25 protein-coding genes are annotated in these 21,827 nt (G+C 64.5%); 14 read left to right on the forward strand and 11 right to left on the reverse strand.

Annotated elements, in window-relative coordinates; all coding sequences use genetic code 11:
• Window positions 1-24: 24 nt before the first annotated feature.
• From ACV7JP_RS10720 to recR, 4 genes are all read left to right on the forward strand, one after another.
• Window positions 25-381 carry a GFA family protein gene (locus ACV7JP_RS10720; protein WP_457795670.1) on the forward strand — a complete coding sequence of 119 codons (357 nt, stop codon included), beginning with the start codon at window positions 25-27 and terminating at the stop codon, window positions 379-381.
• Between the two features lie 53 nt (window positions 382-434).
• A complete protein-coding gene (locus ACV7JP_RS10725; RefSeq protein WP_457795671.1) occupies window positions 435-2,216 on the forward strand; it encodes a DNA polymerase III subunit gamma/tau in 1,782 nt (593 codons plus the stop codon).
• Between the two features lie 12 nt (window positions 2,217-2,228).
• Window positions 2,229-2,552, forward strand: a complete 324-nt coding sequence (locus ACV7JP_RS10730; RefSeq protein WP_457795672.1) for a YbaB/EbfC family nucleoid-associated protein — start codon at window positions 2,229-2,231, stop codon at window positions 2,550-2,552.
• Between the two features lie 181 nt (window positions 2,553-2,733).
• The gene (gene recR / locus ACV7JP_RS10735) at window positions 2,734-3,339 is read left to right on the forward strand and encodes a recombination mediator RecR (protein WP_457795673.1); all 606 of its coding nucleotides are present in this window, start codon (window positions 2,734-2,736) and stop codon (window positions 3,337-3,339) included.
• A gap of 209 nt (window positions 3,340-3,548) precedes the next feature.
• Here the strand turns inward: recR and ACV7JP_RS10740 are convergent, their stop codons facing one another.
• On the reverse strand, window positions 3,549-4,250 hold the full coding sequence (locus tag ACV7JP_RS10740; protein ID WP_457795674.1) for a thioredoxin domain-containing protein: 702 nt from the start codon (window positions 4,248-4,250) through the stop codon (window positions 3,549-3,551).
• A gap of 45 nt (window positions 4,251-4,295) precedes the next feature.
• Window positions 4,296-4,514 (reverse strand): hypothetical protein, encoded by a 219-nt coding sequence (locus tag ACV7JP_RS10745; protein ID WP_457795675.1) that lies wholly within the window; start codon window positions 4,512-4,514, stop codon window positions 4,296-4,298.
• Window positions 4,515-4,639: 125 nt separating this feature from the next.
• Between ACV7JP_RS10745 and ACV7JP_RS10750 the strand changes: the two genes are divergently transcribed.
• Both ACV7JP_RS10750 and ACV7JP_RS10755 read left to right on the forward strand, forming a co-directional pair.
• Window positions 4,640-5,071, forward strand: a complete 432-nt coding sequence (locus tag ACV7JP_RS10750; RefSeq protein WP_457799069.1) for a nuclear transport factor 2 family protein — start codon at window positions 4,640-4,642, stop codon at window positions 5,069-5,071.
• Window positions 5,072-5,232: 161 nt separating this feature from the next.
• Window positions 5,233-5,742, forward strand: a complete 510-nt coding sequence (locus ACV7JP_RS10755) for an HPP family protein (RefSeq protein WP_457795676.1) — start codon at window positions 5,233-5,235, stop codon at window positions 5,740-5,742.
• 11 nt (window positions 5,743-5,753) lie between these two features.
• Here ACV7JP_RS10755 and ACV7JP_RS10760 read toward each other — a convergent pair whose 3' ends face one another.
• The 6 genes from ACV7JP_RS10760 to ACV7JP_RS10785 all read right to left on the reverse strand — a co-directional run bounded on the left by ACV7JP_RS10760 (window position 5,754) and on the right by ACV7JP_RS10785 (window position 10,673).
• A complete protein-coding gene (locus ACV7JP_RS10760) occupies window positions 5,754-6,515 on the reverse strand; it encodes a molybdopterin-dependent oxidoreductase (RefSeq protein WP_457795677.1) in 762 nt (253 codons plus the stop codon).
• Entirely contained in the window at window positions 6,512-7,306 is a 795-nt protein-coding gene (locus ACV7JP_RS10765) for a cytochrome b/b6 domain-containing protein (protein ID WP_457795678.1), read from the reverse strand. Before ACV7JP_RS10765 ends, ACV7JP_RS10760 begins: the two co-directional genes overlap by 4 nt.
• An 83-nt stretch (window positions 7,307-7,389) precedes the next feature.
• Window positions 7,390-8,007: a 30S ribosomal protein S4 gene (rpsD, locus tag ACV7JP_RS10770; protein ID WP_457795679.1), complete on the reverse strand. Its 618-nt coding sequence runs from the start codon at window positions 8,005-8,007 to the stop codon at window positions 7,390-7,392.
• 276 nt (window positions 8,008-8,283) lie between these two features.
• Complete coding sequence (locus ACV7JP_RS10775) at window positions 8,284-8,655, reverse strand: hypothetical protein (RefSeq protein WP_457795680.1); 372 nt, start codon at window positions 8,653-8,655, stop codon at window positions 8,284-8,286.
• Between the two features lie 79 nt (window positions 8,656-8,734).
• Window positions 8,735-9,661, reverse strand: coding sequence for a hypothetical protein (locus tag ACV7JP_RS10780; RefSeq protein WP_457795681.1), 927 nt, complete (start codon window positions 9,659-9,661; stop codon window positions 8,735-8,737).
• Between the two features lie 250 nt (window positions 9,662-9,911).
• Window positions 9,912-10,673 (reverse strand): hypothetical protein, encoded by a 762-nt coding sequence (locus ACV7JP_RS10785; RefSeq protein WP_457795682.1) that lies wholly within the window; start codon window positions 10,671-10,673, stop codon window positions 9,912-9,914.
• A 44-nt stretch (window positions 10,674-10,717) separates the two neighbouring features.
• Here ACV7JP_RS10785 and ACV7JP_RS10790 point away from each other — a divergent pair, with 44 nt between their 5' ends.
• Window positions 10,718-11,470: a class I SAM-dependent methyltransferase gene (locus tag ACV7JP_RS10790; protein WP_457795683.1), complete on the forward strand. Its 753-nt coding sequence runs from the start codon at window positions 10,718-10,720 to the stop codon at window positions 11,468-11,470.
• Between the two features lie 27 nt (window positions 11,471-11,497).
• On the opposite strand, the gene ACV7JP_RS10795 is transcribed toward ACV7JP_RS10790, so the two are convergent.
• Both ACV7JP_RS10795 and rpsA read right to left on the reverse strand, forming a co-directional pair.
• Window positions 11,498-12,949 carry a hypothetical protein gene (locus ACV7JP_RS10795; protein ID WP_457795684.1) on the reverse strand — a complete coding sequence of 484 codons (1,452 nt, stop codon included), beginning with the start codon at window positions 12,947-12,949 and terminating at the stop codon, window positions 11,498-11,500.
• A 132-nt stretch (window positions 12,950-13,081) separates the two neighbouring features.
• On the reverse strand, window positions 13,082-14,824 hold the full coding sequence (gene rpsA / locus ACV7JP_RS10800; RefSeq protein WP_457795685.1) for a 30S ribosomal protein S1: 1,743 nt from the start codon (window positions 14,822-14,824) through the stop codon (window positions 13,082-13,084).
• A gap of 432 nt (window positions 14,825-15,256) precedes the next feature.
• Here rpsA and ACV7JP_RS10805 point away from each other — a divergent pair, with 432 nt between their 5' ends.
• From ACV7JP_RS10805 to ACV7JP_RS10835, 7 genes are all read left to right on the forward strand, one after another.
• Window positions 15,257-15,505, forward strand: coding sequence for a hypothetical protein (locus tag ACV7JP_RS10805; RefSeq protein WP_457795686.1), 249 nt, complete (start codon window positions 15,257-15,259; stop codon window positions 15,503-15,505).
• 83 nt (window positions 15,506-15,588) lie between these two features.
• Window positions 15,589-15,870 carry a hypothetical protein gene (locus ACV7JP_RS10810; RefSeq protein WP_457795687.1) on the forward strand — a complete coding sequence of 94 codons (282 nt, stop codon included), beginning with the start codon at window positions 15,589-15,591 and terminating at the stop codon, window positions 15,868-15,870.
• Between the two features lie 67 nt (window positions 15,871-15,937).
• Window positions 15,938-16,165 (forward strand): hypothetical protein, encoded by a 228-nt coding sequence (locus ACV7JP_RS10815; protein ID WP_457795688.1) that lies wholly within the window; start codon window positions 15,938-15,940, stop codon window positions 16,163-16,165.
• Window positions 16,166-16,226: 61 nt separating this feature from the next.
• Window positions 16,227-17,072 (forward strand): MNIO family bufferin maturase, encoded by an 846-nt coding sequence (gene bufB, locus ACV7JP_RS10820; protein ID WP_457795689.1) that lies wholly within the window; start codon window positions 16,227-16,229, stop codon window positions 17,070-17,072.
• Window positions 17,069-17,926 (forward strand): HvfC/BufC family peptide modification chaperone, encoded by an 858-nt coding sequence (locus ACV7JP_RS10825; protein WP_457795690.1) that lies wholly within the window; start codon window positions 17,069-17,071, stop codon window positions 17,924-17,926. The genes bufB and ACV7JP_RS10825 overlap by 4 nt, the downstream gene beginning before the upstream one ends.
• 75 nt (window positions 17,927-18,001) lie before the next feature.
• Window positions 18,002-19,075, forward strand: a complete 1,074-nt coding sequence (locus ACV7JP_RS10830) for an XdhC family protein (protein WP_457795691.1) — start codon at window positions 18,002-18,004, stop codon at window positions 19,073-19,075.
• On the forward strand, window positions 19,072-19,680 hold the full coding sequence (locus ACV7JP_RS10835; RefSeq protein WP_457795692.1) for a nucleotidyltransferase family protein: 609 nt from the start codon (window positions 19,072-19,074) through the stop codon (window positions 19,678-19,680). The genes ACV7JP_RS10830 and ACV7JP_RS10835 overlap by 4 nt, the downstream gene beginning before the upstream one ends.
• On the opposite strand, the gene ACV7JP_RS10840 is transcribed toward ACV7JP_RS10835, so the two are convergent.
• Window positions 19,652-21,826 (reverse strand): molybdopterin cofactor-binding domain-containing protein, encoded by a 2,175-nt coding sequence (locus tag ACV7JP_RS10840; RefSeq protein WP_457795693.1) that lies wholly within the window; start codon window positions 21,824-21,826, stop codon window positions 19,652-19,654. The genes ACV7JP_RS10835 and ACV7JP_RS10840 overlap by 29 nt on opposite strands.
• Window position 21,827 lies beyond the last annotated feature (1 nt).

A 21,827-nucleotide genomic window follows, 5' to 3' on the forward strand; every position in this document is an offset into this window, starting at 1 on the left:
GTGGTTTTTTGGGGAGTCCGGCGCATGAGCGAGGCGTCCTACCGCGGGTCCTGCCAATGTCAGGCCGTCATCTTCGACGTGACGCTCGACCTCGATCACACCATCACCTGCAACTGCTCGCGCTGCCAGCGCCTCGGCTCCGTCCTGAGCTTCGCGCCGGCCGAGAAGTTTCGGCTTGCGCAAGGCGAGGACTCGCTGACGGAATATCTCTTCAACGCGAAGAAGATCCGCCACCAGTTCTGCAAGGCGTGCGGGATCGAGCCTTTCGCCTATGGCGCGCGCCCGGACGGGACGCCGATCGTCGCCGTGAACGTCAACTGCCTCGAAGGCGTCGATCCGCGCGCGCTGAAATCGACGCATTACGACGGGCGGAGCCTTTGAGTTTCCGCCGCGCCGCGGTGGAAATGGCGCGCGCGAGCCTTTAGAATCCTCCCATGGACGACGGCCTGTTCAACAATCCTCCAGGCGGCGGCGCGCCGGCCGCCTATCGCGTTCTCGCGCGCAAATACCGCCCTTCGAGCTTCGCTGATCTCATCGGCCAGGAGCCGATGGTGCGCACGCTCGAAAACGCCTTCGATCTCGGCCGCATCCATCAGGCCTATCTGCTGACCGGCGTGCGCGGCGTCGGCAAGACGACGACCGCCCGCATCCTCGCCCGCGCCTTCAATTACGAGGCGCCTTCGAAGGGGGTCGACAAGCCGACGATCCACATGGCGGAGCTCGGCGTCCATTGCCAGGCCATCATCGATTCCCGTCACGTCGACGTGCTGGAGATGGACGCGGCGTCGCATACCGGCATCGACGACATTCGCGAGATCATCGACAACGCCCGCTACCGCCCGGTGATGGCGCGCACCAAGGTCTATATCATCGACGAGGTGCACATGCTCTCCAAGGCCGCCTTCAACGGCCTCCTGAAGACGCTGGAGGAGCCGCCGGAGCATGTGAAGTTCATCTTTGCGACGACCGAGATCGACAAGGTGCCGGTGACGGTCCGCTCGCGCTGCCAGCGCTTCGACCTGCGCCGCATCGACCCGGGGCTGCTTGCGGAGCATCTGCGCATGATTTGCGAGAAGGAAGGCGTCGGGATCGAGCCTGAGGCGCTCGCCATGATCGCGCGCGCGGCGGAAGGCTCGGTGCGCGACTCTCTCTCGCTGCTGGATCAGGCGATCGCCTATGGCTCGGCGCATGGCGCGGACGGCGCGATCCGCGCCGACGATCTGCGCCTCATGCTCGGCGTCGCGGACAAGTCGCGCGTGATCGATCTTTTCGAGGCGGCGATGGCGGGCGACGTCGCCAAGGCCATTGCGCTGCTCGAGGACCAGTATAATGGCGGCGCCGATCCGGCGCAGGCGCTCTTGGAGATGGCGGAATTCACCCATCTCGCGACGCGCCTGAAGCTCGCGCCCGAGACCGCGCAATCCGCCGCCTTGACGCCGGAGGAGCAGCGGCGCGGCGGCGAGGCCGCCCGGCGTCTGTCCGTTCCCGCGCTCACCCGCGCCTGGCAGATTCTGATGAAGGGCGTCGAGGAGCTGCGCGGCTCGCAGCGGCCCTTGCAGGCGGCCGACATGGTGCTGGTGCGGCTCGCCTACGCCGCCGACATGCCGACGCCGGCCGAGGCGCTGAAGCAATTGGGCCTTGGCGCGCCCGGCGGGGGGGCGCCCGGCGCGGCGGCTCCCGCGAGCCCGTCGCGCGGCGCGCCCGTCGCGGTCGCGGCCGCCTCGCCGGCAATGCGCGGGCCGGCCGCCAGGCCCGCTGTCGCGCAGCCGGCGCCGGCGGCTCCGGGCGCGGCCATTGCGAGCTTCGAGGCGCTCGTGGCGATGGCGGAGGAGAAGCGTGAAATCCGCTTGAAGATCGCGCTCGAATCCGACGTGCGGCTGGTGCGCTTCGAGCAAGGGCGAATCGAATTCGAGCTCGCGCCCGGCGGCTCGCGCGATCTCGCCTCCGCGCTGACGCAGAAATTGCAGCTATGGACGAATGAACGCTGGATGGTGTCGATCGTCGCCTCCGGCGGCGCGCCGTCGCTGAAGGAAAAGCGCGAGCAGAGGGAGCGCGAGGAGCGTTCGGGGCTCGAGGCCGATCCGGTCGTGGCGAGCGTGCTCGCGCATTTCCCCGGCGCGCAGATCGTCGCCGTCCGCAGCCGGGAAGCCGCGCGAACCGACGCGGAAGAGGCGCCCGAGGCGCAATATGACGACATGCCGCCCGACGAGGATTGAGGAGAAGCGTCGATGATGGATTTCATGGGCCTGATGAAGCAGGCGCAGCAGATGCAGGCTAAGATGGCCGAAGCGCAGCTCGAGCTCGAAAACACCGAGGTTGAGGGCGAGGCGGGGGGCGGCCTCGTCAAGGTGAAGCTCTCCGCCAAGGGCGCGATGAAGTCGATCTTCATCGATCCGAGCCTGGCGAAGCCGGAAGAGAAGGAAATATTGGAGGACCTCATCCTCACCGCCCATATGCAGGCGCGCGCCAAGGCCGATGAGATCACAGCGGAGAAGATGAAGGCGATGACCGGCGGTCTGCAATTGCCGCCGGGCCTCAAGCTGCCATTCTGATTCCCCCTCTCCCCGCTTGCGGGGAGAGGGTCAGGGTGAGGGGCAGGGGGTTCGGCGAACCTATCGAGATCGATGAGCGGAAAATCCCGGACGCTGGCGGTTGTGGCCTCGCCCCTCACCCCAGCCCTCTCCCCGCAAGCGGGGAGAGGGGGTTTTGGCGCCGCGCGTGAAGCGAGAACTTATGGCCGAACGCGTCGCTGGTCCTGAAATCGAACGTCTCGTGCAATTGCTCGCGCGATTGCCGGGTCTCGGGCCGCGCTCGGCGCGCCGCGCCGTGCTGCATCTCATCCGCAAGCGCGAGGAACTGCTCGGGCCGCTCGCCGACGCCATGAACGTCGCGCGGGAGAAGATCGTCGCCTGTTCCGTCTGCGGCAATATCGACACGAGCGATCCCTGCGCCGTCTGCCGCGACGCGCGGCGCGATCCGTCGATCCTCGTCGTGGTGGAGACCGTCGCCGATTTGTGGGCGCTGGAGCGCGCGGGCCTTCTCAACGCCCGCTATCACGTTCTGGGCGGCGTTCTGTCGCCGCTCGACGGCGTGGGGCCGGAGGACCTGACCATTGCGAGCCTGATCGAGCGCGTGCGGGCCGGCGAGATCGCCGAGATCGTGCTCGCGGTCAACGCTACGGTCGACGGCCAGACGACCGCGCATTACATTGCGGATTTATTGGCGCCGACGGGCGTGAAGGTGACGCGCCTCGCCCATGGCGTGCCGGTGGGCGGCGAGCTTGATTATCTCGACGAGGGCACGCTGGCCGCGGCGCTGGCGCGGCGCACGGCGTTTTAATTCTCAGCTATGGCGGGGAGCGAAGCGACGAAGCGAGCGGGGGCGTCATCGCCGCGCTGGATTGCTTCGCTTCGCTCGCAATGACGAATTACGCCGTTCGTCGCGTCATTGCGAGGAGGCGAGGCCGACGAAGCAATCCAGCGCCGCAATAGCCGTTCCCGGATTGCTTTCAATCATCTTGCTGGCGAAGCGCCCGGGCGGAAGCCGCATCATTTCCCGGCCGGCGTATGCGCCGCGATGATCTTGCCGAGATCGTCGACGCTGATCTCGCCCGTATATTTGTCGCCATTGACGAAGAAGGTCGGCGTCGAGTTCACGCCGAATTTCTCATTGGCGCGGGTGCGGACGGCGTTAATCTTTTCATAGAGCGCCTTGTCCTTCAGGACCGCGTCGAACTTGTCCTGCCCCAGGCCCGCCTGCTTGAGCACATTGGCGAGGCCGTCGAGGGGATTGTCGACAAAGGCCCAATTCTTCTGCTGCGCGAAGAGAAGATCGACGACGGCGTCGCGCTTGTCGCCGAGCTCGCGCGCGAGCATGAAGGCGGCGAAGGCCAGCGGATCCAGCGGGAACTCGCGCAGGATGAACTTCGCCTTGCCCGTATCGACATAGTTCTTCTTCAGCGCCGGATAGACGTCCTTGTGGAAGGCCGCGCAATGGCTGCAGGTCATCGAGGCGTATTCCACGATCGTCACCGGCGCGTTGGCGTCGCCCTCGACAATGTCGGGGAGCGCGTTCGGCGCCATCAGCTCTTCGACCGGAACCTTGCCCGCCGAAGTCTTCTCCGCGGCGAGGGCCGGGCTGGCGGCGAGGACGAGCGCGCCGGCGAAGGCGAAAAAGCGTCGGCGGGAAAAAGCGAAAATCGGGAAGGACATGGAGCGGCCCATTTCTGTCTTGAACGGCGGAGCGAACATAATCGCTCCGCCGACGCTGGCAAATGCTTTCGACGCGGGGCGGCGCTATTTCCGCTTTGCGGGAAAGCCGTGGGTCGGCTGGACGAAATAATAGATCAGCGCGATGACCGCGACGACCGCTCCGGCCCAGAAGACGACGTCGCCGATCTGGAGATCCTGCGCGCTGAAGCTTGCAAGGCTGACGACCAGGCTCCCGATGGCGAACCACAGCGGCTTCTGGCTGCGCTCCCGAGGCTGCGGCTTTTTGTTCGTGGATTGAGACATTTCTCCCCCTGTTCTTTTCGGGCGATCATAGCCCGTCTTCCCCTCTCGGCGGAAGCCGGCGGCGTCTCAGTTTGAATTTCCGTCTCCGAACCACACACGCCATGGCTGCGCTTGGAGAGCAGATGATGGAAGCGAGCGTAAGGAAGTTCTTTGAGCGATACGAGAGCCTCTTCAATCAGTCGCTTGGCGGCGATATGCGCATGGACGAGGTCGCGGCGCTATATGCGTCCGAGTTCATAGCGGCCTCGCCTGCCGGGGTGACGGCCGGAAAGAACGACGATCAGCTCAAGCGGCTCATGGCGCAAGGCTATGCGCGCTATCGGGCGATGGGGACGAAGGAAGCGCGAATACGCAATATTCGCCTCTCCGCCATAGATGACCGTCATTGCGTCGCCCATGTCGCCTGGACGGCGACCTATGCCCGCAAGGATCAGCCGGACGCGGCGATAGATTTCGACGTTCATTACTTCGTCCAGACGCTGGAGGGGGAGCCGAAGGTCTTCGGCTGGGTGACGGGCGACGAACAGGCGCTTCTAAGGAAGCACGGCGTCATCTGACGTCCGCCTTCCACGCTTGGCGGCGATTTAAGCCGAGACACAATCCGGAAGCCGGGGCGTTTCTGGTCCGCTCGCGCGGCCGGTTCGCGGCGCCGCTGGACCTTAGCGTTGCGCGCCGGGCCTCCTAGACTCCTCGCGCTTCGCCCCGAGGGGATGGTTCGATGACGCGCCGTGATATCGCTTTGGCCGCCGCGCCGGCTCTGCTCTCCGCGCTGGTCATAAGCCTTGTCGGCGCGTTGGGGATCGCGGCCCGGCAGCCCTGGCTTTTTCCAAGCCTCGGTCCGACGGTTTTCCTGCTGACGGCGAATGCGGCCGATCCCGCCGCCCGCCCCTGGAACATTCTCGTCGGCCACGCGATCGGCGCATGTGCGGGCTTCGGCGCCTTGTTTTTCTGCGGCGCGCAGGAGACGCCCTCCGTCTTCGCCGCCGACGCCGTCTCGATCAGCCGCGCCGCCGCGACGGGGCTCGCCGTCGGCGCGACCATGCTGCTGCAAAGCAGAGCCGGCGCAATGCATCCGCCGGCCGCCGCAACGACGATGCTGATCACGCTCGGGGGCATGAAGCCCGCCTGGAGCACGATCGTTGCGATCGCCGTCGGCGTCATGCTGGCGGCGGGGCTGGGCTACGCCGCCAGGGCGGCGCTGGGCGGCTCCCCGAACGCGGAAGAATAGGCGAGCGTGCGCTATGAGCCGCTGAACCAGTTATAGCCCTTATCTTCCCAATAGCCGCCCGGATAATCGTTCGTGACGAAGATCTCGGCGACAAATTTGGGGTTCTTGAAGCCGAGCTTCGTCGGAACTCGAATCTTGACCGGATAGCCGTATTTGGTCTCGTCGGGTTTGCCGGGAAAATCCAGAACGAGCAGCGTCTGCGGATGCAGGGCGGTGGGCATGTCGATGCTCGTCCAATATTTGTCCGCGCATTGGAAGCCGACATATTTGGCGGTCAGATCGGCTCCGACGCGCTCGAGAAACGTTCTGAAAGGCGCGCCGGCCCATTTGCCGATCGCGCTCCACCCCTCGACGCAGACCTGGCGCGTGATCTGGCTCGCCTGCGGAAGGGTTCGAAGCTCGTCGAGCGTCCAGCTGCGCTTGTCCGCGATCCGCCCGGACAAAGCCAGCCGGTAGGACGCGCCGTCGATCTTCGGCGCGAGCGCCTCCTCGTAATAGGCGTTGAACGGGAACGGCGTCGTCAGCTCGTCCTCCGAATAGGCGCGGGCCAGCTTGTTTGGGTCGAACAAGGCGGCCTGAACCCGATCGTTCCAGCGCGACATCGCCCAAAGAACGCGGTCGATCGCGTCTTCATCCCTCAGCGTGCAGCCGGAAAGGAGCGACAAGGCGCCGAGCGAAAGCCCTTGCTTCAGAAACAGCCGCCGTTCGATCCGTTCCAGCCGCGGCTGGAAATCCGCCAGCGACACGCGGCGCGACTCTCTGAATTTTCTCATCCGCCGCGCAGCCTTTCCGGCCGGTCCATGGTCAGCCGCCCCGTAAACATGGATTTGACGGCGTCCTTGACGATGAAGGCCATGGCGACATGCGCGAACAAAAACGCCGCGAGGACCGCCATGCCGTAGAAATGGATGTGGCGCGCCGCCTCATAGCCGCCGAGGAACTCCGACAAGTCCTGGAATTGAACCGGCTTCCACAAAGCGAGGCCCGACAGGACGAGAAGGACGACGTCTCCTATCGCCACGACATATAGAAGGCGCTGGACGAGATTATATTCGCCGGTTCCATGGATCAGCGGACGCCTTATCGCGCGCTTGAAGCCGTGGCGGCTCGCGATCGCGCCGACATTCAGAAGCCGGCGGGCGAAATGACCTGAGAAAACGCCATAAAGCAGATAGGCGAGACCATTGGCGACGAGCAGCCACATCGCGGCGAAGTGCCATGCGAGCGCCCCGGCGAGCCACCCGCCAAGCGTTATTTCCGGCGGAAACAGAAACGGGTAGAGAGGCGAGGCGTTGTAGATCCTCATGCCGCTTATCAGCAGCACGATGGCGGCGAAAGCGTTGATCCAATGGGCAATCCGCACGAAGAGCGGATGAATGATCCGCTCTCCTCGCCCGGACGCCTTCTGTTCGATCCGCCGCAGCAACTTTCGACCCCATTTCGCCGCCGAATATATTAGCGGCCGCCGCCCCGTGAGGAAGGCCTTCGCCAAAATATCCCGATAGGCGGCCAATGTCCGGTCGCGCGCGCCCGCGAGCGAAAAAATCCGCGTGAGCCGGCGCAAAGCGACATTCTCGCTGCCGCGTCGGCGATGGCAAAAACGGGCTCCCGGAGGAGCCCGCCAATGCCGTGGAACCACGGTCGCGATCAGCGCGAATAGAACTCGATGACGAGGTTCGGCTCCATCTGGACCGGGTAGGGCACTTCCGTCGCGTGCGGAACGCGGGAAAGCTTGGCGGTCATTTTGGAGTGATCGACGTCGTAATATTCCGGCACGTCGCGCTCGGCGAGCGCCACGGATTCGAGAACCGTCACGGCCTGCTTCGAGGATTCCTTCACCTCGATCACGTCGCCGATCCTTACGAGATAGGACGGAATGTTGACGCGCTTGCCATTGACGCGGATATGGCCGTGATTGACGAACTGGCGCGCGGCGAAGACCGTTGGCACGAATTTGGCGCGATAGACGATCGCGTCGAGGCGGCGCTCCAGCAGGCCGATCAGATTGTCGCCCGAATCGCCCTTCATGCGGATCGCTTCGGCGTAATATTTGCGGAACTGCTTCTCGGAAATATTGCCGTAATAGCCCTTGAGCTTTTGCTTCGCCTTGAGCTGCGTGCCGTAGTCGGAGAGCTTGCCCTTGCGGCGCTGGCCGTGCTGGCCGGGGCCGTATTCGCGGCGGTTCACGGGGCTCTTCGGGCGGCCCCAGATGTTCTGGCCCAGGCGGCGGTCGAGCTTGTATTTGGCTTCTGCGCGCTTCGTCACTTTACTTTCGTCCTCTCATGGTCGCGTTTTGCGCGCGAGAGGCGAAAAGACGAAAAGCGCCCGGAGCGCTCTTGCCCGGGCGTCGTCCAGATCCGCGTCTCTCGCACGCGCCCGGCGGGGCCGGGGCGTTGGGAACGCGCCCTCCTCTGCCGGAAAATCCGGCCGACAGGCGTCCATTGGAACGCCACGGGTGCTCGCCCGTCGCGGGCGCCGCCGCGTCAGGCTGGAGGGGAGCTAAAGGAAGCCGCTCCCCAAGTCAAGGATGGCGAGGCCGATTCACGGCCAGTCGAAGGGCAGGCCCTCATTATAGGGAACGACGATGTCCGTCGGCGGGCGCTGCGGGAGCGTCTCCTGCATGTACCAGCTGCGCTGATTGGCCTCGATCGGGTCCTGATTGTAGAAGGTCTGCTGCAGCATGTAGCGGTTGGTGCTGCCGACGGGGACCTTCGTGCCCGGATCGAGCCAGCTCTGCGTGGCGCCCGGGACGCCGGGGGCCAGCCGGACCGAGCGGTTGAAGGGCTCGTCCCTGTTATGGGAAATCGAATAACCGGCGGGCTGGCGGCCGCGCGACTTGGCGAGCGCGTCTCCGCCCGCGGCCATCGCGACCAGGCAGGCGAGGCCCACCGACATTCTAAGACCCTTGCGCATCTCCATCCTCTCAGGCTCGACGCTTCATACGCATCATATAGGATCGTTCGGCAAAAGCGAGACGAGGCTTCCCTCCGGTTCAGTTTTTCGCGGCGTCAAGGTGAAGGGGAGCCGAACGCGCGACGGCGGGCGCCTTCTTGCCATGCGCCGCCGGCTTGGCGCGCGCCGCCTTTTGGGGAATCGCGGCGGTGAGGTCGTCGCGCGAGACATTGGCGCAGCCCTTGCCGCGGCCGAGCTCCGCATTGAGGAGGAAGTCGTTGAGCGCCCTGTTGTCGCCCCCGGCCGAATAATTCAGCTTGTCGAGGAGGCAGGAGAAGGCGACGCGGTCGATCGGCTTGGTCGCGGCCCCGCAGGCGATGCCGGCGATTTCGAGCGGGATTTTGGTCTCGACCATGCGCGCGGCGAGGCAGGCGCGCTCGCTCGCCTCCACGCCCTCGCCGCCCGGCTGGGCGAGGCGGATGTCGGCGGCCTCGAAGGCGCCGAAGCGGGTCGTCAGCGTCGCGCGCTGGCCGATCTTCGCGACATTGAGGCCCGCCGCCTGGGCGTGGTTCTTCATATCCAGAAAGAAATCCGCATTTGTGGTTTTGGGATCGAGATCGGGATGGATGTCGACGCGCAGGAAGGGCGCGCCCATCGCGAACTGGCCGGCCGTGAGACGGTCGACGCGCGGTCCGCCATCCTTGGCGTCGCCCACCGCGACGACCTTCTTCTCATGCTCGAATTCGGGCGCGTCGATGTCGAGCGCGGCGGCGGAGGGCTTGCCGCCCAGCGCGGATTCGAGCTCCGTGCTCGCCTTGGCGGCGATTTTCGCCGGCGCCTCGACGCCCGCGCCGGTCTCCGCGATGACGGGCGCCTGCGCCGGATGGCGGACCAGAAGCGCGGCCGCCGCGAGAATGACCGAGGCGCCGAGACCCATCCCCGAGGCGGCCTTCACGCCCGCCGGCCGCGCCCGGAGCGGGCCTGAGGGTGATTCGTCATATTCACGGTCGAAAGAGGTCGCACTCATCACGCTACTCCGGCGGCTTCGGCAAGCAAGGTCTGGATCGCGCCGCGATTGGGCGGAACCGCCCAAACAGGGAAACGCGATCAATTCCCAAGTTTGGAGCGCGCGTCTCGCGAAAAGCCGGCTTCCGCCTTTTTCGCCGCGCGCTCTGGATGGGAGGAGTCTCGCCGGGCGTTATGGAGTTAGGGTTAACAATGCGCCTACATGTTGCGTCATGGTGAACGAGAGGTAAAAGCCTTCGTTAGGGCGGATATTAAAAATACAAACCGCAGTCTAGCTCCTGTCGGGCGGTCCAATGTCTCGCGCCATCGTTGTATGACGATGAGCCGATAGAGAATAGTCGATCCCATGTTTCTCTGAATCTAAGCAATTTTATTTCATTCTCGTTGGCTTTACCTTGAAATATGCTTTCATGGAAGGCCGCTTGGAGAACCGTTGGGCCGGTCAAATGGAAGACGTTTCCAGGCTTTTTCTCCAATACATTTTGAGTCGCAATTTCCATCGCTCTTTGAATGGTGGCCGATCCCGGCCGGCACCCTATCAAGCTGTTGATTAGAAAGTCGGTTGGATCAGGAAAGTCATCTTTCGGGAAATGCTCGATCAGAATAAGATCGAAATTCAATAGCTCTCTCAGGAAAGGGACTCGAGGAAATAGCTTGAGGTCAACCCAAAAGCCGCCCTGAACCGACAATAATGCAAGGCGCGCCAAATCGGCCTGCATAGCGGGCAGCCGACAAAGGCGGATTGCGCGCCCCGTGTCCTCCAAGCCGTTGGACCGACAAAATTCCAGGACTTCACTCAGCTTCCAGCACTTGTACGCAAAACCTTCGTGCATGTCTCGCCAGAGCGCGCATTGGGGCTCAACATCGGCAGGAACCGGAAGCAGAGGGTACGCTTCGAAAGGCGAAATCCAAAGTTGATGGATTTGGGCGGGGATCACTTCGAGAACTCCAGGGATTTTCCGATCCGTGGGCAGCATGCAATCGTTGGGTGCAGAAGCCACTAGATTGTTCATTATAAATAAGGTATTGAGGCCGCCAGTCAATCAGGAGTCTGAGAATGGCGGGTCGCAACCTCCAAATTTTCAATGCTGATTATCCAACCATGAGTGGTTACAGGGCTGAAACTGGCCAGGGTTATTTTTTTGATCGTAAGAATGGCGAGGAGCGCTTTTCAGAGGAAATGCTTGGTCATCTCCGGCAGCTTAATAAAATTATTATCGAGACGGGCAATAAGTTTGAAGGCAGTAATTTTTACTGGCACCAGACTCTTATTGAGGAAAATCTCCTTCCCTTGCCAGCACTCGCCCCTGCGCGCAGGAATTTCTGGCGCGTAACGCGATATAAGAAATCTGTTTTCGAAATCGGGTTCAATGCCGGCCATACGGCTCTTTTGGTGCTTATGTCCAATCCTGACTGCACATATTTAGGGGTAGACATCTGTTTGAATCCATATGTCGAAGAGTGTGCGGCCTATCTGGCTTCCCAATTCCCGGGTCGCTTTAAGCTTGTAAGAGGCGATTCAAGAGAGGTGCTGCCGAGATTGATTAATAGCAATTCGCGCGGCTCATTTGATTTGCTTCACGTCGATGGCGGACATGAAGTGAATATCTGTCGCACTGACCTGTTTAATACACTGCTCCTGGCTGGCGACTCTGCGTCTCATCTCATTCTCGATGATGTGGATTGCGAATGGATATTTGATGCTTATTGCGAGATGATTCTCAGAGGTTATGTAAAGCCCGAAAACCTATGCGGTGATTGGGAGGACATGAACCGGCATTTTCTTGCGTTGATATTAAAACGTTCTTGACAGACGCGCGCCTCGTTCCGCCGCTCTCTATCTCTTGCTCGCGCAGAGATAATTGAAGCCCGCCCCGTTGGCTTGCGTGACGAACGTCACGCGAAAGTGAGTTTTTTCTGTCGTGCTGACAAAGTAGCCGCTCGCGGCGGCGGCCGGATTCGTTGGGGTCAAAACGCAAAAGACCGCATTGGGAAATGCTGTCGCAAATTCAATTGTGCAGCCGGCCGCGCGTGCGCCGGTCCTAAATTGTCCCGCTGCGGGCGTCGAATCGGAGTGGGGCGGGGGCGCCGCGCTCCCGCAATCGCGTAGGGTTGGCGCGGCGCCGACGGTCAGGAATCGACGCGCATAGGCGTCGCCTTCGCGCGTCAACCCGGCCGCCTCCGCCTCGGTTTTCGCATCGACCCAGGACATGCCATTTGCGTGAAAGCGTAGGCCGAGGGAGGATTCGCCGGCGGCGCCGTCATTGCGGATGAAGGCGCCGCGCGCCCCGTAGGTGTCGTTGGTCCAACGGATTTCGTGATGCGGCGCCAATTCGACGGCGACGGCTCCCGGATTGACGAAAACGGCCGGCGTCGCCTCGGCGCTCGTCGTCGCGGGCGACGAGAGCTCAATGCGATTCCCCTTGGTAAAGACCGCGGTGACCATTGCGCCCCGCGGGGAAACTCGCGATTGAACGATTTGGCCCGCGACGACGCCCAAGGATTGAGGCGAAGCGGGAAGCGTGACGACCCTGCCGCCGGCCGTCGCGCTTATCGTCGTCGAAACGTTTCGGGCGCCGTTCGAGCCCGCCAGCGAGGCGCTGCCGAAAATGAGGCCGCGCAGCGCCTGGCCGCCGAAATTGGGCGCGGCGATCAAGGCGGAAGAGGGCCAGAAGTCGCGCGTCGGGTTGGAGCCGCCGCCAGGGTCGAGCTGCAGATGGGCCTGCCATCCGGCGTTGTTCACCTGAAACGGGTTGATGGTGGGCGGGAAGCCGGCGTAATTCGGCATGGCGATTTCGTGGCCGACCGCATTGGCGCCGGCGGCCGTTCTCGCAACTTCCGAGTAAAGACATTCCGCATAGGCGTATTGCCCTACGCCCGGAACGTCGGAGATTTGAAAGCACCCATAGCCGGACGACACGTGATACTTGCCCGCGCCGCCGGAATAATCGCTGGCCTTTCCGATCGTGACGACGCCATAGCCGCCTTTTGGCTGCCCGATCAGCACCTGTGCGTCGCGCGGCAGGTAATTGATGGCGAAGTCCTGATAGGGCGAAGGCAGGTCCGCGTTCTTAAGATCGGCTTCGTCCGGCAGATCGATCGCCCAGCCGAACCGCGCCTTGCCGCGGCCTTGCAAATATTGGACGACCGGCGGGGGCTCTTCGTCTCTCGCGCGGCCCTGAGGCGCCGGGGCTTGGTCGGGGGATCGTTCGGGATCCAACGCCAGCGCCATCTGCGCCAAAAGCGCGAGCGCGACGAGCGCCGCCGGTCCGATCCGCTTCGCATTCATTGCCGACCTCGCGACAGTTGGGAACCGCCGCGAGCGTAACGCGGAACCGGGGCTTTTCCGCGCCGCTCCGCAAAAAGCCCGCGCCTTTCGGCGCGGGCCCTTTCATTCTTAGGGGCGAAAAGGCGCGAGACCTTACTCCTCCTTCTTGCCCTTCTTCGGCCCCTCTTCGCGAGCCTTCAGGGCCGCGCCGAGGATGTCGCCGAGCGAGGCGCCCGAATCGGCGGAGCCGTATTGGGCGATCGCCTCCTTCTCCTCGGCGACTTCCAGCGCCTTGATCGAGACGGCGATCTTGCGCGCCTTGCGGTCGAAGAGGGTGACGCGGGCGTCGACCTTCTCGCCGACGGCGAAGCGCTCGGGGCGCTGGTCGGCGCGGTCGCGGGCAAGCTCGCTGCGCTTGATGAAGGTCGTCAGATCGGTGCCGGCGATCTTGACGTCGACGCCGGAATCCTTGACCTCGATCACCTCGCAGGTGACCACGGCGCCCTTGCGGACATCGCCGCCCTCCTCGCCGCCGCCCACGGAAGCGAAGGGATCGCCCGCGAGCTGCTTGACGCCGAGCGAGATGCGCTCCTTCTCGACGTCGACGTCGAGAACCTGAGCGTTGATCACGTCGCCCTTCTTATATTCCTCGATGACCTGCTCGCCCGGACGGTTCCAGTCGAGATCGGAAAGGTGGACCATGCCGTCCACATCGCCGTCGAGGCCGATGAAGAGGCCGAACTCGGTCTTGTTCTTGACCTCGCCCGAGACGGCCGAGCCGACGGGATGCTTCTCGGCGAAGGCTTCCCACGGATTCTGCAGCGTCTGCTTGAGGCCCAGCGAAATGCGGCGCTTGACCGGATCGACCTCGAGCACTTGAACGTCGACTTCCTGGCTCGTCGAGACGATCTTGCCGGGATGGACGTTCTTCTTGGTCCAGCTCATCTCGGAGACGTGGACGAGGCCCTCAATGCCGGGCTCCAGCTCGACGAAGGCGCCGTAGTCGGTGATGTTGGTCACGCGGCCATGGAACTTCGCGCCGATCGGATATTTGGCCTCGATGCCCTGCCACGGATCCTCGAGCAGCTGCTTCATGCCGAGCGAGATGCGGTGCGTCTCGTGATTGATCTTGATGATCTTCACCTTGACGGTCTGACCGATGGTCAGCACCTCGGACGGATGGTTGACGCGCCGCCAGGCGATGTCGGTGACATGCAGCAGGCCGTCAATGCCGCCGAGATCCACGAAGGCGCCGTAATCCGTGATGTTCTTCACGACGCCGTCGATCACCTGCCCCTCTTCGAGATTGGCGACGATCTCGTGACGCTGCTCGGCGCGGCTCTCCTCCAGCACCGTGCGGCGCGAGACGACGATATTGCCGCGGCGGCGGTCCATCTTCAAGATATGGAAAGGCTGCGGCACGTTCATCAGCGGCGCGACGTCGCGGATCGGACGAATGTCCACCTGCGAGCGCGGCAGGAAGGCCACGGCGCCGTCGAGGTCGACGGTAAAGCCGCCCTTGACCTGATTGAAGATGACGCCCTCGACCTTCTCATTGGTCTCGAAGGCCTTTTCGAGCTTGACCCAGCTCTCCTCGCGTCTGGCCTTGTCGCGCGAGATGACGGCTTCGCCCAGCGCGTTCTCGACGCGCTCGAGATAGACCTCGACCTCCTCGCCGATCTTCGGCGCCGGGTCGCGGCCATAGCCGGTGAATTCCTTGAGGGGCACGCGGCCTTCGGTCTTCAGACCGATGTCGATGACGGCGACGTCCTTCTCGATGGCGACGACGCGCCCCTTGATGACGGAACCTTCGAAAGCCTCGTTATCGCCGTAGCTCTGCTCCAGCAGAGCGGCAAAATCTTCGCGCGTCGGCGCGCGATCGGTCGTGGCGGACATTCTTTCTCCTGGGGGCCCCGGTCGGGGCGGCGCCGGCTTGCGGTTGGCGTTGCGGTCGGCTCCCGGCGATCGGAACGTCCCGGCGCCTGCGGCGCAAGATTGGGACGAAAAGTTCGTAACCGAACTGGCCGGCGCGGCCCGATGGACGGAAACCAGTGATTTGCGCGTCGAGCGAAAGGCTTGGCGCGCGGCTGCTATGTAACAGCGGTCGGTCCCAGCGGCAAGCGCGGCGGGGGCGCCTTTGTTGCTGCGGCGCCCAAGATAGACTATTGCGTCGCAGCAATGATTTCGCTTCGGCGCCAGCCCCATCCCGCCGGCGGGCCCGTTCGCCATATGGCCAAAATCCTGCTAGCGAAAGCGGCGCCCGATGATAATCTCATCAACTGAACCGCGTTTCGCGGAGGCGCCGTTGCGATCAGGGGAGCAATGAAAATGAAAGCACGCGTGATTTCCGGAGCCGCCCTCGCGGCCGCCGCGATTTCCCTCGCTCTCGCCGCGACGCCGGCCGCGGCCAAGCATAAGGCGCGCACGACCAAGGCGACGGCCGAAAAGCACAATTGCGGCGGCAAGAATGGCTGCCCCGCCAAGGCCGGAGAGGAAAAGGCCGCCGCGCCGGCCGGGACCGCCGCGCCGTCGGCTTCGCCCGCTCCCGCCGGCGACAAGCCCGCCGAGGCGAAGTAACCCGCTTCGGCGCGCCTTTCGGACGGTTTGAAAAGGCGCGCCGTCTTCCGCCCCGCTTGGGGCGTTTTGCAGAGGAGAAGTATATGAAGACCAAGATCGTTTCGGGTTCGGCCCTGGCCGCCGCCGCCGTCGGCCTGGCGCTGAGCGGCGCGATCGTCGCCCCTGCGGCCGCTCATGGCGCGCATGTGTGCAAGATGGCCAAGGGCCAGTGCGGCGGCAAGAGCGCCTGCATGACCAAGACCGGCGTCTGCAAGCATAATGTCGGCAAGAGCAAGGCCGCCTGCCGCCATGGCTGCCATCACAAGGCTTCCTGCCACCACAGCAAGGGCGCCTGCAACATGAAGAGCAAGTGCCACAGCCGGTAACATTGCGGCGCGGCCTTCGGCGCGCGCCCGGTATCGCCCCGCAAGGGATCTTTCAGGGGAGAAGCATATGAAGACCAAGGTCGTTTCCGGCTCGGCGCTCGCCGCAGCCGCCATTGCGCTCGCTTTGAACGGCGCCGCCGTCGCTCCGGCCCATGCGCATGCTTCCGCCACGCATGCGAAGGCGCATTGCGGAGCGAAGGGCTCCTGCCGCCACAAGGTCAAGTGCCACCATAAGTCGCAATGCCATCACCATAAAGGGCATTGCAATATGAAGAGCATGTGTCACACCAAGTAAAAGCGATGCGCCGGCTCCCGCTCGGGGTCCGGCGCAAATATCCGGGCAGGGAATTTTTAGAATGCAGAAGCCCGCGCCGCTCGGCTACGGTCTTGGCCTCCGCCCCATCTATTTCGACGAGATCATGTCGACCCGCCCGCCGGTCGACTGGTTTGAGATCATCTCCGAAAATTACATGGTCTCGGGCGGCAAGCCGCTCTCCATGCTGGACGCCGTCCGCGCCGATTATCCGGTCGTCATGCATGGCGTCTCCATGTCCCTCGCCTCGACCGATCCGCTGGATTTCGACTATCTCGCGCAGCTCAAGGCGTTGATCGAGCGCGTCGCGCCGGCCTGGGTCTCGGATCATGTCGCTTGGACGGGCGTGCATGGCCTCACGCTCCACGATCTTCTGCCGATTCCCTATACGTGCGAGTCGCTCGCCCATATCGTCGAGCGCATCTGTCGCGTGCAGGACTATCTCAAGCGCCGGCTCGTCGTGGAAAACGCCTCGACTTACGTCTCCTTCTCCGCCTCGGAGATGAGCGAGCAGGAATTCGTGAAGGAGATGGCCGAGCGCGCCGATTGCCTGCTGCTGCTCGACGTCAACAATGTCTTCGTGTCGAGCTTCAATCATGGCTTCGATCCGGTCGCCTTCATCGACGCCGTTCCGGTCGAGCGCGTCGTGCAGTTCCACATGGCCGGACATACCAATCACGAGACGCATCGCGTGGACACCCACGACCAGCCGGTTTGCGAGGAGGTCTGGGCGCTCTATGAACATGCGCGGCGCCGCTTCGGCGACGTTTCGGCCATGATCGAGCGCGACGACAATTTCCCGCCCTTCTCGGAGCTGCTCGACGAATTGCAGCGCATGCGCGACATCGATGTGCGCATCGCCGCCGGGCATTCCCTGAGCGCCGCATGAATCTCGCCAAGTTCCAATCCCTTTTTCAGGCCCGCATCCTGGCCGGACCGGGCGAAGCGGACGCGCCGCTGCTCGCGGCGCTGCGCGAATCGGAACGCGGCGCGACGCGCGAGGAGCTGCTGCGCGTCTATCAGACCGGTTATCGCGTCCGGCTGGAGAGCTTCCTTTACGAGGATCATTCGGGGCTGCGCACGCTTCTCGGCGACGAGGATTTCGAGACGCTGGTTCGCGACTTCGTGGAGGCCAACCCGCCCAAGAACCGCAATGCGCGCTGGTACACGACGGGACTGCCGGACTATATGGCGGCGACCGCGCCATGGCGCGACGACCGCCGCGCCCTGTCGATGGCGCTGTTCGAGCGGGCGATGATCGACGCCTTCGATGCGCCGAATGTCGAGCCGCTGAGCATAAAGGCGCTTGCGGGCTTTGCGCCCGGGGAGTCGCCGCGCCTCGTCTTCGACTTTCATCCGAGCCTCATCCTGCTCGAGCTCTCCGCCGGCGCCGTGGCGGCCTATCAGGCGTCCGGCGAGGAGGATGAAGCGGAGAAGGGCGGCGGAGAGGAAGAAACCGCTCAAGCCGGCGAGGCGCCCGAGCCGGAAGGCGTCGAGGCCCTCGCGCCGGACGCGACCGAGACCGTCGTGGTCTGGCGCTGCAATGAGGAAACCGCGTTTCGCGAGCTCGAGGGCGATGAATATGTCGCCCTGAGCGAAGCCAAAGCCGGCCGCGCCTTCGGCGATATTTGCCAGATGGCCGCTTTCCAGCAATCCGGCGAGATCGCGCCAGAGCGGCTCGCGCAGTTCCTCGCGAGCTGGTTCGAGGACGGCATGGTCGTCGGCGTTTCCCTGCGCGATTGAAGGGGCTACAAATCCTACGCTTTTACTGTAATTAACGGTCTCGGGCGATCCGCCCTCCAAGCAGAGGCGCTTTGCGTGACCGAAACGAGCAGGCCGGCCCCGGTGAACGACGCCGGCGTTCTGATGCAGGCGGAAGCATGGCGGCGGGCGGGCAGGGGCGTCGGCGTCGCAACCGTGGTGGAGACGTTCGGTTCGGCGCCGAGGCCGGTCGGTTCGCATCTCGTCGTCGAGGAGAGCGGCCTGTTCTGCGGGTCGGTCTCCGCGGGCTGCGTCGAGGGCGACGTGATCGCGGCGGCGCTCGACGCCGTCGCCGACGGCGCGCCGCGCTTTCTCGAATTCGGCGTCGCCGACGAAACCGCCTGGCGCGCGGGTCTTTCTTGCGGCGGCCGCATCGCCGTCCATGTCGAGCGGCTGGACGCGGATCGCCTCGAACTGCTTGCGCGCGTGAACGCGGAATGCGCCGCGCGCCGCGCCTGCGCTCTGGCGACGCCGATCGATGGCGGCGACGCGCGCCTTTACCTTGCCGGCGCGGCGAGCGAAACGCCTGAGATCGACCGGCAATTGCGCATCGGCAAGAGCGGCCTCGTCACGCAGGGCGGAAGGCGGCTATTCGTGAACTGCTACCGGCCGGGCCCGCGCCTCATTATTGTCGGCGCCGTCCATGTCGCCCAGGCGCTCGCGCCCATGGCGACGCTCGCCGGGCTCGACGTGATCGTCGTCGATCCGCGCGGCGCCTATGGCGCGGAGGCGCGCTTCCCGAATGCGCGGCTCGATTCGCGTTGGCCGGACGAGGCGCTTCCCTCGATCGGACTCGACGCCTTCACGGCGGTCGCGGTTCTCACCCACGATCCCAGGATCGACGATCCCGCCCTGCTGCTCGCGCTCGACGCCCCTTGCTTCTATGTCGGGGCGCTCGGGTCTCGCGCGACCCATGCGCGGCGCGTCGAGCGGCTGAAGGCGAGCGGCGTTCCGCTTCAGGCCTTGGAGCGCCTGCGCGCGCCGATCGGTCTCGACATCGCCGCCCTCGGCCCGGCGGAAATTGCGGTGTCGATTCTCGCCGAGCTGATTCGCGCGCGCGAACAGAAGCCGTTGCGAAGCCTCATCCCGCAAGCCGCGCCCGCCTTCGCAAGCTGCGACGCGCGCGGATGAGCGCCGGGATCGCCGCCGTCATTCTTGCCGCGGGGCGCGGCGCGCGATTTGGCGCCGAGCGGAACAAGCTTCTCGCAAGGATCGACGGTCAGCCTCTTGTGCGGCGCGTTGCGCTGGCGGCGCTGGCTTCGCGCGCGAAGAAGACCATCGTCGTCGCCGGACATGCGCGCGGCGCGATCGAGGCGGCGCTCGCCGGTTTGCCTGTCCGCTTCGCCTATAATCCGGATTTCGCGAGCGGCCTCGCCTCCTCGCTGCGCGCCGGGCTTGCAACCGCAATCGAGGCCGACGGCGCGCTTGTGCTGCTCGGCGACATGCCGGGCGTGTCGCCTCTCGTGATCGACGCGCTGATCGCGGCCTTCGAGAGGTCGCCGGGCGCCGCCGCCGTCGTTCCGACATGCGGCGGCCGGCGCGGCAATCCCGTGCTGCTCGCCCGCGCGATCTTTCCGCGGATCGCCATGCTCGGAGGCGACGAGGGCGCGCGCAAGCTGCTGCGCTCGATCGAGGGCGTCGTCGAGCTTCCGCTCGAGGACGACGCCGTCCTGGCGGATGTCGACACGCCCGCCGATCTCGCGCGGCTTACACGAAGCCGATATTCGCATCCTTGAGCGGAATGGAGCGGATGCGCTTGCCCGTCGCCGCGAAATAGGCGTTGAGCACGGCGGGCGCCGCGACGCAGATCGTCGGCTCGCCGACGCCGCCCCAGAAGCCGCCGCTCGGCATGACGATGCATTCCACCTGCGGCATGTCCTTGATGCGCATCGACTCGTAGCTGTCGAAATTCTCCTGTTCGACGCGTCCGTTCTTGATGGTGATCCCGCCATGGAAGAGCGCGGAAAGGCCATAGACGAAGGAGCCCGCGATCTGCCGCTCGATCTGCGCCGGATTCACGGCGTAGCCCGGGTCGGTGGCGGCGACGATGCGGCGGATCTTGATCTTGCCGTCGGGCGCGACCGAGATCTCCGCCGCCGCGGCGACATAGCTGCCATAGCCCATGAAGACCGCGACGCCCCGATGCGCGCCTTCGGGCGCGGGCTTCTCCCAACCTACGCGTTCGGCGACCGCGTTCAGAACGCCGAGATGCTTGGGATGGTTCGCCATCAGCTTGCGGCGGAAGGCGACCGGGTCTTCGCCCGCCGCATGAGCGAGCTCGTCGACGAAGCATTCGAGATAGATCGCGTTCTGATTGATGTTCACGCCGCGCCACCATCCGGGCGGAACGGGCGGATTGCGCATGGAATGCTCGATCAGAAGATTGGGGACGTCGTAGCCGATCTGCGCGTCGCCGGTGGTCACGAGGCCTTGGAAGACGGCCGGATCGAGGCCGTTCTTCACCATTTGCGGCCGCACGACCGAGAAGATCGACTGGCCGGAAATGCGCATATGCAACGCCGTCAGCTTGTTGTCGGCGTCGAAGGCGCCGGTGAGCTTGCACTGCGTGACCGGGTGATATTTGCCCTGCGTCATGTCCTCTTCGCGCGACCATAGAAGCTTCACCGGCGCGCCGGGAATCTGCTTGGCGACAAGCACGGCCTGCGTCACATAGTCGGTGAATCCGCGGCGCCCGAAGCCGCCGCCGAGCATCACCTTATGCACGTCGCATTTCTCGCGCGGCAGGCCCGAGGCGGCGGCGACGGCGTCCAAGGCCGCCTCGCCATTCTGCGTGCCGGTCCAGACTTCGCATCTCTCGCTTGTGTAAAGCGCCGTCGCGTTCAAGGGCTCCATCGCCGCATGGTTCTGGTGCGGATAGCTGTAGACCGCCTCGACGATCTTGGGCGCGGAGGCGATGGCCGCATGGGCGTTGCCGTTCTGATTGCCCGTGACGGCGGGCTGCGAATCGCTCAAGCCCTCCGCCAGCCATTTGGCCGTCTCCGCGCTGGAGGAATTGGCGTTCGGCCCTTCGGCCCACACGATCGGCAAGGCGTCGAGCGCGGTCTTGGCGCGCCACCAGCTATCGGCGACGACGGCGACCGCATTGTCGCCGACCCGCACCACCTTCTTTACGCCTTTGAACGTCGCGATCTTGCTTTCGTCATAGCTTGCGAGCTTGCCGCCGAAGACGGGGCAGGCCTTGATCGCCGCATGGAGCATGCCGGGCAGCGTCACGTCGACGCCATAGATCATCTTGCCCGTCGTCTTGTCGGCCGTGTCGAGGCGCTTGAGGCCCTTGCCGGCGATCTTCCAGTCCCTCGGATCCTTCAGCGCGACATCCGCCGGGGGAGCGAGTCTCGCGGCGGCTTCGGCGACCTTGCCGTAAGTCGTCGAGCGGCCGGAGGCGGCGTGGGTGATGACGCTCCTTTCGGCCTTGCACTCGCTCGCGGGCGCCTTCCATTCATTGGCGGCGGCCTGGATCAGCATCTGCCGCGCGACGGCGCCGCCCTTGCGCACATAATCGTGCGAGTTGCGGATGCCTCGGCTGCCGCCCGTGGAGAAATCGCCCCAGACGCGATTGCGCGCCGCGCTCTCGCCGGGCGTCGGATATTCCGTCGTGACCTTCGACCAGTCGCAGTCAAGCTCTTCAGCCACGAGCTGCGCAAGGCCCGTCAGCGTGCCCTGGCCCATCTCCGAACGCGCAATGCGAATGACCACCGTATCGTCGGGCTTCACGACGACCCAGGCGTTGACCTCCGGCGCCGCTTGCGCCGCCTTGGCGCCCTCGGGGCCGAAAGGAATGTCGAAGCCCAGCGCGAAGCCGCCAAACGCCGCGCCGCCAATGACGAAGTCCCGTCGGCCGATCTCGATCCCTTGCTTCATG

The organism is Methylocystis sp. S23 (assembly GCF_054106005.1).

Excerpts from the sequence above, each read along its gene's own strand:
- ACV7JP_RS10720 (WP_457795670.1), top strand. The coding sequence starts at position 25 with ATGAGCGAGGCGTCCTACCGCGGGTCCTGCCAATGTCAGGCCGTCATC.
- ACV7JP_RS10725 (WP_457795671.1), top strand. The coding sequence starts at position 435 with ATGGACGACGGCCTGTTCAACAATCCTCCAGGCGGCGGCGCGCCGGCC.
- ACV7JP_RS10730 (WP_457795672.1), top strand. The coding sequence starts at position 2,229 with ATGATGGATTTCATGGGCCTGATGAAGCAGGCGCAGCAGATGCAGGCT.
- recR (WP_457795673.1), top strand. The coding sequence starts at position 2,734 with ATGGCCGAACGCGTCGCTGGTCCTGAAATCGAACGTCTCGTGCAATTG.
- ACV7JP_RS10740 (WP_457795674.1), bottom strand. The coding sequence starts at position 4,250 with ATGTTCGCTCCGCCGTTCAAGACAGAAATGGGCCGCTCCATGTCCTTC.
- ACV7JP_RS10745 (WP_457795675.1), bottom strand. The coding sequence starts at position 4,514 with ATGTCTCAATCCACGAACAAAAAGCCGCAGCCTCGGGAGCGCAGCCAG.
- ACV7JP_RS10750 (WP_457799069.1), top strand. The coding sequence starts at position 4,640 with ATGGAAGCGAGCGTAAGGAAGTTCTTTGAGCGATACGAGAGCCTCTTC.
- ACV7JP_RS10755 (WP_457795676.1), top strand. The coding sequence starts at position 5,233 with ATGACGCGCCGTGATATCGCTTTGGCCGCCGCGCCGGCTCTGCTCTCC.
- ACV7JP_RS10760 (WP_457795677.1), bottom strand. The coding sequence starts at position 6,515 with ATGAGAAAATTCAGAGAGTCGCGCCGCGTGTCGCTGGCGGATTTCCAG.
- ACV7JP_RS10775 (WP_457795680.1), bottom strand. The coding sequence starts at position 8,655 with ATGCGCAAGGGTCTTAGAATGTCGGTGGGCCTCGCCTGCCTGGTCGCG.
- ACV7JP_RS10780 (WP_457795681.1), bottom strand. The coding sequence starts at position 9,661 with ATGAGTGCGACCTCTTTCGACCGTGAATATGACGAATCACCCTCAGGC.
- ACV7JP_RS10785 (WP_457795682.1), bottom strand. The coding sequence starts at position 10,673 with ATGAACAATCTAGTGGCTTCTGCACCCAACGATTGCATGCTGCCCACG.
- ACV7JP_RS10790 (WP_457795683.1), top strand. The coding sequence starts at position 10,718 with ATGGCGGGTCGCAACCTCCAAATTTTCAATGCTGATTATCCAACCATG.
- ACV7JP_RS10795 (WP_457795684.1), bottom strand. The coding sequence starts at position 12,949 with ATGAATGCGAAGCGGATCGGACCGGCGGCGCTCGTCGCGCTCGCGCTT.
- rpsA (WP_457795685.1), bottom strand. The coding sequence starts at position 14,824 with ATGTCCGCCACGACCGATCGCGCGCCGACGCGCGAAGATTTTGCCGCT.
- ACV7JP_RS10805 (WP_457795686.1), top strand. The coding sequence starts at position 15,257 with ATGAAAGCACGCGTGATTTCCGGAGCCGCCCTCGCGGCCGCCGCGATT.
- ACV7JP_RS10810 (WP_457795687.1), top strand. The coding sequence starts at position 15,589 with ATGAAGACCAAGATCGTTTCGGGTTCGGCCCTGGCCGCCGCCGCCGTC.
- ACV7JP_RS10815 (WP_457795688.1), top strand. The coding sequence starts at position 15,938 with ATGAAGACCAAGGTCGTTTCCGGCTCGGCGCTCGCCGCAGCCGCCATT.
- bufB (WP_457795689.1), top strand. The coding sequence starts at position 16,227 with ATGCAGAAGCCCGCGCCGCTCGGCTACGGTCTTGGCCTCCGCCCCATC.
- ACV7JP_RS10825 (WP_457795690.1), top strand. The coding sequence starts at position 17,069 with ATGAATCTCGCCAAGTTCCAATCCCTTTTTCAGGCCCGCATCCTGGCC.
- ACV7JP_RS10835 (WP_457795692.1), top strand. The coding sequence starts at position 19,072 with ATGAGCGCCGGGATCGCCGCCGTCATTCTTGCCGCGGGGCGCGGCGCG.
- ACV7JP_RS10840 (WP_457795693.1), bottom strand. The coding sequence starts at position 21,826 with ATGAAGCAAGGGATCGAGATCGGCCGACGGGACTTCGTCATTGGCGGC.